We start from the raw sequence: 10,455 nt of genomic DNA, 5'->3' as shown, positions 1-10,455 counted from the left end.
GGTAAAAGAGAAGAAAACTTGAAAAGAGCATGTCAGTTAGTTAAGAAGAAATACAAAGTAGACAACTTAGAATGGTTAAAAACATGCACATCTCAACAATTAGATTATTTATTTGATATGATTATTGATGATATAAATTATGATGAATTTAAAAAAATGATTTGTCATTATAATCAATAAATAATATTTCTATTATTTGTATATAACGAAAAGTGTTGATAAAATCAACGCTTTTTTTGTGTGTGAAATTTCACGGATAATGTGATAAATCATTAAGAATGCGCCTTGTCCCTAAGTCGTTGTAAAGTATTGAAACTTATTTTGTAAGGGGTTACTATAAACGTGCAAGAGATATCACAAGGGAGGAAAAACGATATGATGCAGAAAATTCAAAGGTTCGGTGGAGCGATGTTTACACCAGTCTTACTCTTTGCCTTTGCAGGGATAATGATTGGTGTTGGAACATTGTTTACAACTGAAGCTATTATGGGTAGTCTTGCAAGTACAGAGAGTTTATGGTATCAGTGCTGGAACATCATCTTGCAAGGTGGATGGACAGTTTTTAATCAATTACCATTAATATTCGTTGTCGGATTACCAATTGGGTTAGCTAAAAAACAACAAGCTAGATGTTGTATGGAAGCTTTAGTGCTTTACTTAACTTTCCAATATTTCTTAAGTACAATCTTAAGCCAATGGGGAACAACATTCGGAGTTGATTTTGCAGCTGAAGCTGGAGGAACAAGTGGTTTAACAATGGTAGCCAATATTAAAACTCTAGATATGGGAATGATTGGAGCATTAATGATTTCAGGAATTGTTATTTTCTTACACAATCGTTACTTTGATACAGAGTTACCAGAGTGGATGGGAACATTCAGTGGTTCATCATTTGTTGTGATTGTGGGATTCTTTGCTTTATTGCCAGTTGCTTTCTTATCAGCAAGTTTATGGCCTATGGTTCAATCTGGAATGAGGGCATTCCAAGGATTTATCACTGGAGCTGGAGCTATGGGTGTATGGATATTTATATTTATGGAACGTATTCTCATTCCATTTGGATTACATCACTTACTTTATTTCCCATTCTTTTATGATTCAGCTGTTGTTAATGGAGGAGTCTTCTCAACATGGGCTACACAATTACCAGAATTAGCAGCAAGCACTGAATCATTAAAAACATTAGCACCATATGCTTGGCCAACATTAACAGGATTGTCAAAAATATTTGGATGTCCTGGTATCGCTTTAGCATTCTATTTTACAGCTAAAGATAGTAAGAAAAAGAAAATTGCTGGATTGCTCGTTCCTATCACTTTAACAGCAATATTCTGTGGAGTTACAGAACCTATTGAGTTCACATTCTTATTTATTGCACCAGTCTTATTTGTTGTTCATGCAGTCCTTGCAGCAACTCTCGCAACTGTTGCATATATGTTTGGAGTTGTTGGGGCGATGTCAGGTGGATTAATTGAAATATCAGCATTAAACTTTATTCCATTAATGGCAGCACATTGGCCAACATACTTAACATTACTAGTGGTAGGTTTGGTATTTACAGGTATTTATTTCGTAGTCTTCAGATTCTTAATCTTAAAATTCAATTTTGCGACACCAGGTCGAGAAGAAGATGAAGAAATTACATTCCATAATAAAGCTGACTTTAAAGAAAAACAAGCGGCTCCTAAAGGAAGTTTGGCTTTTATGATTTTAGATGCTTTAGGTGGAAAAGACAACATTGTTGATGTCACTAATTGTGCAACTCGTCTACGTGTTAATGTAAAAGATGAAAGTTTAGTCAAAACAGATTCATATTTTAAAGGCATTGGGACACATGGTATCAAAGCAACCAAAACAAATATTCAGGTTATTGTGGGATTAAAAGTTCCAAGCGTTAGAGAAGAATTTGAAGGGTTCTTATAAAGAAAGAGGGTAGTTAAAATGGCTCGAAAGAAAAAAATAGATCTAAAACTTAAGAAATTAAATCGTTATTTCATGATTACAAAAGTGTTCTTAGCATTGACTCCTTTAATATGTTATTTATATATTTCGCTGAAAGCCTCAATGAATGCGATGAGTTTTCAAGAAGTTCTTAGTCAAGATCCAAGTATCACAGTGATTTTCTTAATTGCTATGTTAAATCCTTATATTGCTTACCTAGTTCAATTAATTCAAAAGAATTTAATCAAAGGAAATATAAAATTTGCAATTATAAATATGGCATTACTGTTGATAGCACAAGCCTTAACAATGAATTTATTCTATTTCACTATGTTGTTATATGTTTTCTATCGAGCTATTCAATACTATGATATTCCAGTTTTGAAATCAATAAAATCATCAACAATCAAGCAAGCTCTCTATAATGGTGGAGGAAGTTTACTTGTTATGTTGATAAGCTGTATTAGCTTATTTGCAACTATAAGATTAATGTAAAAAAATGGAGGAGAAAGAAAATGGAAGAAAAAAAATATTCAATTACAATTGCTGGTGGAGGAAGTACATTTACACCAGGGATTTGCTTATTATTATTAGAACACATGGATCGTTTCCCAATTAGAAAGATTCAATTCTATGATAACTTTAAAGAAAGACAAGAAACAATCGCAAAAGCTTGTGAAATTTATTTAAAAGAAAATGCACCTGAAGTAGAATTTGGTTACACAACAGATCCAGAAACTGCATTTACTGATGTAGACTTTGTGATGTGTCATATCCGTGTTGGGTTATATGCAATGCGTGAAAAAGATGAGAAAATCCCATTAAAATATGGTGTTGTTGGACAAGAAACTTGTGGGCCAGGAGGTCTTGCTTATGGTATGCGTTCAATTGGTGGAGTTATTGAAATTCTAGATTATATGGAAAAATATTCTCCTAATGCTTGGATGTTAAATTATTCAAATCCTGCTGCTATTGTTGCAGAAGCAACGAGAAGATTACGTCCTGATTCTAAAATCTTAAATATTTGTGATATGCCAATTGATTTAGAAGAGAAAATGGCTTCAATGATTGGTTTAAGTTCAAGAAAAGAATTAGATGTTGGATACTATGGTTTAAATCACTTTGGTTGGTGGCATTCAATTAAAGATCAAAATGGAAATGATTTGATGCCAGAAATTAAAAAACATGTGGCTGCCAATGGATTTGCTGATGCATTATCTAAAACAAATCAACATGTTGAACAAAGTTGGATAGAAACATTTTCTAAAGCAAAAGATGTTTATGCATTAGATCCAGATACAATTCCAAACACTTATTTAAAATATTACTTATATCCTGATTATGTTGTTGAACATTCAGATCCAAATCATACACGTGCTAATGAAGTTATGGAACATCGTGAAAAGAATATCTTTACGATTTGCCAAAATATTATTGATAAAGGAACAGCAAAAGATGGTGGATTTGAACCAGATGCTCATGCTGAATATATTGTTGATTTAGCTTGTGCACTTGCTACAAATACAAAAGAAAAATTCTTATTGATTGTTCCTAATGAAGGAGCAGTTGAAAACTTTGATAGAACTGCAATGGTTGAAATTCCTTGTTATGTTGGTATTAATGGATATGAAAGAGTTGTTCAAGGTGCTATTCCTCAATTCCAAAAAGGTTTAATGGAACAACAGGTTTCTGTAGAAAAATTAGTTGTTGAAGCATGGATTGAAGGTTCTTATCAAAAGATGTGGCAAGCAATGACTTTATCAAAAATTGTTCCAAGTGCTAAAGTTGCTAAACAAATTTTAGATGAAATGATAGAAGCAAATAAAGATTTCTGGCCTGAGTTAAAATAATATGGGATTCTTTAAGAAAAAAACAAAAGCACTTTATGCAATGGCCAATGGTCAAAGTATTGCTATAGAAGATGTACCTGATGAAGTTTTTGCAACAAAGATGATGGGTGATGGTATTGCTATTCAGCCTAAAGAGGGGAAAATCTACGCACCATGTAATGGAAAAGTCACAATGGTTATGGATAATACAAAGCATGCTGTTGGAATTGAAAATGAGGATGGAATGGAAATTCTTATTCATGTTGGTTTAGATACTGTCAATCTCGAAGGCGAGGGGTTCGACACCTTTATTCAAGTAGGCGATGAAGTTAAAATTGGGGATTTATTGATTTCATATGATAAAGCTGGATTTGAGCAAAAAGGGATTAATGATATTACAATGCTTGTGATTGTAGATCCTAAAGATTATAAAATAACTGAATATTGTAGTCATCAAGATGTTACTATTCAGACATCAGCTATTATAAAATATAAATGAGCAAACATATGTTTTGCTCATTTTATCTTAAAATTCTGTTATTTATCTTAAAATCAAGGTATAAAAAAATATTTTCTTTCTTTAGAATCATTATAGATGGAGGGAGAAAAAATGAATAAGAAAAAAACTTGGATAGTAGGAATTGTGTGTATGTTGATTCCAATTCTTCTTATAACTATAGTTTTTATTTTTGTATTTCAAGGAGTCGCAACTATGGGAGAGAATGAAATCATACACAAAACAAAGAACTATGAAGAGATATCTGTAACTTCAATGAAAGAAACAACTGTCTTTTTTGGTGATTCTATCACAGAATTATGTCCTGTTGAAGATTTATATTCCATATACACTAAACAGACTGGTATACCTGTTATTAATCGTGGAATCAGTGCTGAAACAACTTCAACGATGCTGACAAGAATTGATAAGACTGTACTTGTTATGGAACCTAAAAATCTTGTTATGTTAATGGGAATTAATGATATTTCTCAAAAAGTCGATAATCAACAGATAGTTAATAATATTCACAAGATGATCACTTTGACAAAACAAAAAAGTCCTCATACACATATCATTTTACAGGCTGTTTATCCTGTTAATAAAAGTGAAAGAGAATCTTTATATGATCAATTTCAATTAAAGGATAGAGATAATGAAACAATTAACTCATTAAATAAAATGCTTGAGGAACTTGCTACAAAAGAAAATATTACTTTTGTCAATGTCAATTCTTATTTGATGAATGAGAATGGAGAATTAAAGAATGAATTTACATTTGATGGGTTGCATCCTAATATGCAGGGATATCTTGCTATCAGAGATGCTATTATGCAAACTTTGAGATAGTGAGATCAATGATCTTTGAGATGTGATTGCTGATATTGTTTAGGAGTCATAAGTTTATATTTTTTAAAGATTTGAATAAAATTACTTTGTGAACTATAATTTAATAAGCAACTAATTTCAATATGACTTTTATTTGTAAATAGTAGTAAACGGGCAGCTTCGTCTGCCTTTTTTCTTTGAATATAATTGGTAACTGTCTCACCAACTTCTTTTTTGAATGCAACAGAGAGATAACTCTCTGACAATCCTTTATGTTCTACTAAATTATGTAAAGAAAGTTTATCATATAAATGTGTATCAATATAATGTATACATTTATAAATGTGGAGTGAGTAATGTTCTTTCTTAGCGTTATTCATTTGCTGATAGAAATCATAAATAGATTGCTGAAAAAGAACAATGAGATCATGAGCATTATGAATAGAGGATAATTTATTAAGAATGGAATCAGATAAAGAAAATGCTAATTCACTAGAAACTCCTTCTTGTATATTTATACGTGTTAATAGAGTTATGAAGCTGATGAACTTATAATTTAAATCCTGTAAGATATTTTGGGTTAATCTTTGAGATTCAAAAACATCTATTTCTGATAATAATGATTTTACTTTATAAAAATGACCGTCTTGATATGCTTTTAATAAAAGTTGTTCAAAGTGATAATAATCAGGAGTTTCTTGTGTTATACGACGATGTGTTAAAATATCGTCTTTTTTCTGTATCTGTTTTTTGTTGATATAGTCAATATGGATATCTTGTAAGGACAGGTATTGATGTGTACATATTTCATAAAGCATTTTTATAAAACTTTGAAATGTCATGAGATGGAGCGAAGCGATGTGCGAACGAATCATTGACTCAGGAATAATCTGTGTCCAACTATCAGGGAGCAGTTGTTGTGAATTTTGTAAATCATTGAGTATACAGGAACATACAATCATATATGTTTGTTTTTCAAAGGTAACTTGTAAACGTGCATAAGCAACACGATGATCATAGACAAGAATATGAGCATGATGATGTGTCATTGAAAAAACATCATGCAGAAACTCTCTTAAATCTATCATTGTAATTTGAGGATGAATAAGCTGTAACTGTTCATCAAAAATGGCACAAGGGATATGCTGAGTGTTATATAATTCATCAATAATTGAGATAAGTGCATCCATTTTAAACTCCTTAATTAATAATAAAATAATGATATAGACAAAAAAATATAAATATAAATGAAATTATAGTTATTATATACTAAATGCATTAAAAGGGCAATGAAAACACTTACATGATGAGAGAGGAGGCTTTATTAATTGAAATAATGATATGAAAATAAATTTTCAATTTACTGTTTAAAACAATATCCACAAGGAAAGGGGAAAGAAATATGGTGTTAAATAAGAGAAAGAAAATAATTATTGGAGGCGCTACAGCAGCTGTTTTGATTGTAAGTAGTGTTACAGGTGGTGGTATGGTTTTGAATGCATTGCAAAGGGGGACTGGTCAATTGAATGATGGGGCAGTTGCCTTAGAACAAGGAGCAGAAAAAATTGTTAATGGTGCCTCAACATTAAAAGATGGCAGTCAAGGTTTATATACAGGAATTGAGCAATATACTCAAGGTGTCAGTGCATTAGGTGAAGGGACTGGGCAGCTTCATGAAGGGATGAAAAAGTATACAGGAGCAGTATCATTATTGAAACAGGGTGCAGATGGATTATACAATGGCGTGTATGGATACACAACTGCAGTCAATGGGATGCATCAAGGGATTCAAGTTCTTGATCAAGGTGCATCTGTTTTAGAGCAGGGAATATCTGGTTTGTCTAATGGAGCAGGGAAATTGAGTGATGGGACAGAAACATTGAATGATGGTATGAAGATGCTGGATGAGAATTCAAAAGCACTTTTGGCAGCACCTGATATGATAGTTGATGGTTTAACACAATTAAAACAAGGATTGAATGTTGTTCCTAGCGAAACAGATATTCAAAAATTGATGCAAGGCTCTACAACTGTGAAAACAACTATCAATGGAATGAGCCAAGTTGCAACTGGAATAGATACTACTGTTTTAACATTACAAACAACAATTAATGGTTTAAAACAAACAGCATATAGTTCACAGGAATTAAATCAGTTTGCACAGTTATTGGTTACTGATCCAGGTACAGCTTTGTCTTTGCCTAATGCTCAAGGTATGATTCAAGCAATGGCAGGTGCATATGTCACAACCAGTACAGCATTAGATGGAGCTTCTACAACTATCACAGGTATGAAAAACTATACAAGTCAGTTATCCACTGGTCTGTCGCAATTGAATCAAAATTATCAATATATTGATGCAGGTGTCCAAGCATTAGCAGTATTACCAACAGCTGCTAAAGCCTTAGAACAGGGAATGAATGGGATGATAGGAGTTATCCAAAAAGAAAAAGATGGTATTGTGACATATGTACAAGGAGTGAAAACTGCTTATCAAGGAACAATGGCATTAAATAGTGGAGCAAAGGAATTAAAAAATGGAAGTGAAACATTGGATAATGGAGCTAAAAAACTAACCTTAGGAATTCATGAACTTTATAATGGTTCAAGTCAATTAAGTCAAGTTGGAGGTTCTCTTAAAGAAGGATCATTAACATTAATGCAAAGCTTAGGACAATTACATCAAACAAGTACACCTTTATTAATGGGAATGAATACACTTTATGTAGGTATTCAAAAACTAGATGAAATCAAAGCAGGTCTTTTAAAAGGAGCATTAGCGATTAAAGATGGGAACTCTGGAGTTAATGATGCTATGAATGGTCTTTATGAAGGGATTAAGACTTTGAAAAAAGGAACAAATCAATTATATTCTACTGTTGGTGGAAAAGAATAGATATTTTAATGGATATGTGTTTTCGTATACAAATACAATCATTGATGCAAGAAAGATTCACAAGTGAATGAAACAACAAAGCACTTGGTAAAAGTTTAGATCAACTTGTTGAGATATCTTAACAAAAATCAATTATATCTTTTAATATAAATAGTTGAATGTTTATTTCATTCAACTATTTTCTTTAATAGATGATTCTTTTTAATACATCAAAAATAACAGCTGTTTATGAAATGGCTTAATACTTATCTTTTCTAATTATCTTAAAATTATAATATAAATATGAAGATAATGATAAAAGTCTATGAGAGAGTCTGTTAAACTCTTTTTATAAGAAGGAGGTATTTATTATGATAGGTATCGCTTTGTATCCAGATAAGACAACATTTAAAGAAGATGTTGCATACTTAAAACGAGCTCAAAGATACGGTTATCAAAAAGTATTTATGAGTATGTTACAAATTGATATTCAAGATCCTAAGAAATCTATTCGTAGATTAAAGGAAAGTATGGCTTTTGCGAATGAATTAGGAATGCTTGTGATGCTTGATATTCATCCAATGGTTTTTGATTATCTAAAAATGAAAGAAGATGATTTATCTTACTTTCATGATATAGGTGTTAAGATTTTAAGATTAGATAGTGGATATAATGGAAGAACAGAAGCCATGATGACACATAACCCTTATGGAATCACAATTGATGTGAATATGAGCAATGACACTCATTATTTCAATCTTATCCAAGATTATCTTCCACAATATCAAAATTTAAGTGCTTCATTTAACTTTTATCCACAACGTTACACAGGTTTATCATTGGAAACATTTCAAAGCTGTTTAAGACATTTTAAAAATGCGCATATCCAAACTGCTGCCTTTATCACATCACAAACTGCACAAGTGACACCATGGGCTATATCAGATGGACTTTGTACTTTAGAAGATCATCGAGATCTTCCAATTGATATACAGGCTAGACATATGAAGATGTTGAAATGTGTAGATGATATCATTATAGGAAATGCATTTGCAAGCGAAGAAGAATTAAAGATAGTACAAAAAGTTATGTCAACATCAGTAGATTATCTTCATGTTACTTTTAATGAAGATGCAAGTGAGCAAGAAAAACAAATGGTCTGTACAATTCATGATTATCGTGGTGATGCTTCTGAATACATGATTCGTTCATCACATCATAAACAAAAATATGCCAAAGAATCAATTTTGGCACATCAGCATATCAGAAATATTCAAAGAGGAGATATATTGGTATTAAATGATAATTATGGTCAATACAAAGCAGAGATTCAAATTGCGTTAAAAGATAGAGCTGGTGATCCAAGAATTAATGTTGTTGGAAGAATCAAAGAGGATGAGATGTTGTTGCTGGAACAGTTAAAACCATTTCAAACATTTGAATTAAAAGAGGCATTATTATGAAATATTATGCAGGTATAGATATTGGTGGAACTCATATAAAAATGGGAATCATTAATGAAGAAGGGAAAGTATGTCTGAGTAAGAATGAAGAAACAGCTAAAGAAAGAGAAGCTCTTATGCAGCAGGTGAAAGACTTTCTATTGAAACATTCAGATTATTCTATCCAGGCAGTTGGTATTAGTACGCCTGGGATTGTGAGAACTGATGGATATATGCAAACCAGTGGAGCAATCAAATGTTTTTTCCATCGCAATATGAAAAAAGAATTTGAAGAATATTTAAACTTACCTGTTGTTATTGAAAATGATGGGAAAGCAGCTGCTTGTGCAGAAAAATGGCAGGGAGCAGCAAAGGATATTGATAATTTCGTATGTTTGACATTAGGAACAGCGATTGGTGGTGCTATCTATATTCATGGAAAACTTTATCGTGGATTTGGTGGTTTAGCTGGAGAATTTGGAATTTCTTTAGCAGGACATCAAAAAGGTCACTATGATGAACAGTCATTTTCTTACCATGCAGCTACAGTTGCAGGACTCTGTCGTCATTATAGTTACCGTGTTCATGAACGTGTTTTAGATGCACAGGAAATTATGATTCGAGCAAAGCAGGGTGATACAATTGCTGAAGAATGTTTAAAAGAGTTTTATCATAGTGTGGCTGTATTACTCATGAATATTGCTGTGACGATTGCACCAGAAGTGATTCTTATTGGAGGTGGAATTAGTTCAAATGGTGATGTTATGAAAAATATTATTGCAGATTATCAGCAAATCTGTCAGGATTATCATGTTTTAAGCCTGGTTAATATGCCACGTATTCAAACATGTTATCTTCATAATCAGGCAGGAATGATAGGGGCAGTGGCACCATTCATGAAAGATGTAAGAATGTGAGTATTGCTTATATAACTTTGAAAACACACCATATTTTGTTATGAATGAATAGCCTTGTCTTTCCTGGTTGTTTTATGAAACTTGTAAGAGTGATATTTTCAAGATAGACAATAAATCAAGAATATCA

The 10,455-nt window shown here is 32.0% G+C and carries 9 protein-coding genes and 1 pseudogene; 9 read left to right on the top strand and 1 reads right to left on the bottom strand.

Annotation, left to right across the window (positions count from 1 at the left end; translation table 11 throughout):
• The 6 genes and pseudogenes from AC5M21_RS11600 to AC5M21_RS11575 form a co-directional block, all read left to right on the top strand.
• A pseudogene (locus tag AC5M21_RS11600) lies at positions 1–180 on the top strand (hypothetical protein); the annotation flags it as partial.
• A gap of 195 nt (positions 181–375) precedes the next feature.
• Positions 376–1,923, top strand: a complete 1,548-nt coding sequence (locus AC5M21_RS11595; protein WP_008788095.1) for an alpha-glucoside-specific PTS transporter subunit IIBC — start codon at positions 376–378, stop codon at positions 1,921–1,923.
• 18 nt (positions 1,924–1,941) lie between these two features.
• Positions 1,942–2,436: a hypothetical protein gene (locus AC5M21_RS11590; protein WP_008788096.1), complete on the top strand. Its 495-nt coding sequence runs from the start codon at positions 1,942–1,944 to the stop codon at positions 2,434–2,436.
• 20 nt (positions 2,437–2,456) lie between these two features.
• Positions 2,457–3,791: a 6-phospho-alpha-glucosidase gene (locus AC5M21_RS11585; protein WP_008788097.1), complete on the top strand. Its 1,335-nt coding sequence runs from the start codon at positions 2,457–2,459 to the stop codon at positions 3,789–3,791.
• A 1-nt stretch (position 3,792) separates the two neighbouring features.
• Positions 3,793–4,269: a PTS sugar transporter subunit IIA gene (locus AC5M21_RS11580; RefSeq protein ID WP_008788098.1), complete on the top strand. Its 477-nt coding sequence runs from the start codon at positions 3,793–3,795 to the stop codon at positions 4,267–4,269.
• A gap of 111 nt (positions 4,270–4,380) precedes the next feature.
• The gene (locus AC5M21_RS11575) at positions 4,381–5,115 is read left to right on the top strand and encodes a GDSL-type esterase/lipase family protein (protein ID WP_017144126.1); all 735 of its coding nucleotides are present in this window, start codon (positions 4,381–4,383) and stop codon (positions 5,113–5,115) included.
• Positions 5,116–5,120: 5 nt separating this feature from the next.
• Here the strand turns inward: AC5M21_RS11575 and AC5M21_RS11570 are convergent, their stop codons facing one another.
• On the bottom strand, positions 5,121–6,284 hold the full coding sequence (locus AC5M21_RS11570; protein ID WP_008788100.1) for a helix-turn-helix domain-containing protein: 1,164 nt from the start codon (positions 6,282–6,284) through the stop codon (positions 5,121–5,123).
• A gap of 212 nt (positions 6,285–6,496) precedes the next feature.
• Here AC5M21_RS11570 and AC5M21_RS11565 point away from each other — a divergent pair, with 212 nt between their 5' ends.
• The 3 genes from AC5M21_RS11565 (at position 6,497) to AC5M21_RS11555 (ending at position 10,328) form a co-directional block, all read left to right on the top strand.
• A complete protein-coding gene (locus AC5M21_RS11565) occupies positions 6,497–7,990 on the top strand; it encodes a hypothetical protein (protein ID WP_008788101.1) in 1,494 nt (497 codons plus the stop codon).
• Positions 7,991–8,340: 350 nt separating this feature from the next.
• Positions 8,341–9,432 carry a DUF871 domain-containing protein gene (locus AC5M21_RS11560; protein ID WP_008788102.1) on the top strand — a complete coding sequence of 364 codons (1,092 nt, stop codon included), beginning with the start codon at positions 8,341–8,343 and terminating at the stop codon, positions 9,430–9,432.
• Entirely contained in the window at positions 9,429–10,328 is a 900-nt protein-coding gene (locus AC5M21_RS11555) for an ROK family protein (protein WP_008788103.1), read from the top strand. Before AC5M21_RS11560 ends, AC5M21_RS11555 begins: the two co-directional genes overlap by 4 nt.
• Positions 10,329–10,455: the final 127 nt, after the last annotated feature.

This window comes from Coprobacillus sp., assembly GCF_984815275.1.
Note: the sequence above shows the minus strand (reverse complement) of the source record. Positions and strands in the feature narration are given on the sequence as shown.

Bases quoted from the DNA above. Each gene is read 5' to 3' on its own strand.
- AC5M21_RS11590 (WP_008788096.1), top strand. From the start codon at position 1,942: ATGGCTCGAAAGAAAAAAATAGATCTAAAACTTAAGAAATTAAATCGT.
- AC5M21_RS11570 (WP_008788100.1), bottom strand. From the start codon at position 6,284: ATGGATGCACTTATCTCAATTATTGATGAATTATATAACACTCAGCAT.
- AC5M21_RS11595 (WP_008788095.1), top strand. From the start codon at position 376: ATGATGCAGAAAATTCAAAGGTTCGGTGGAGCGATGTTTACACCAGTC.
- AC5M21_RS11555 (WP_008788103.1), top strand. From the start codon at position 9,429: ATGAAATATTATGCAGGTATAGATATTGGTGGAACTCATATAAAAATG.
- AC5M21_RS11580 (WP_008788098.1), top strand. From the start codon at position 3,793: ATGGGATTCTTTAAGAAAAAAACAAAAGCACTTTATGCAATGGCCAAT.
- AC5M21_RS11565 (WP_008788101.1), top strand. From the start codon at position 6,497: ATGGTGTTAAATAAGAGAAAGAAAATAATTATTGGAGGCGCTACAGCA.
- AC5M21_RS11560 (WP_008788102.1), top strand. From the start codon at position 8,341: ATGATAGGTATCGCTTTGTATCCAGATAAGACAACATTTAAAGAAGAT.
- AC5M21_RS11585 (WP_008788097.1), top strand. From the start codon at position 2,457: ATGGAAGAAAAAAAATATTCAATTACAATTGCTGGTGGAGGAAGTACA.
- AC5M21_RS11575 (WP_017144126.1), top strand. From the start codon at position 4,381: ATGAATAAGAAAAAAACTTGGATAGTAGGAATTGTGTGTATGTTGATT.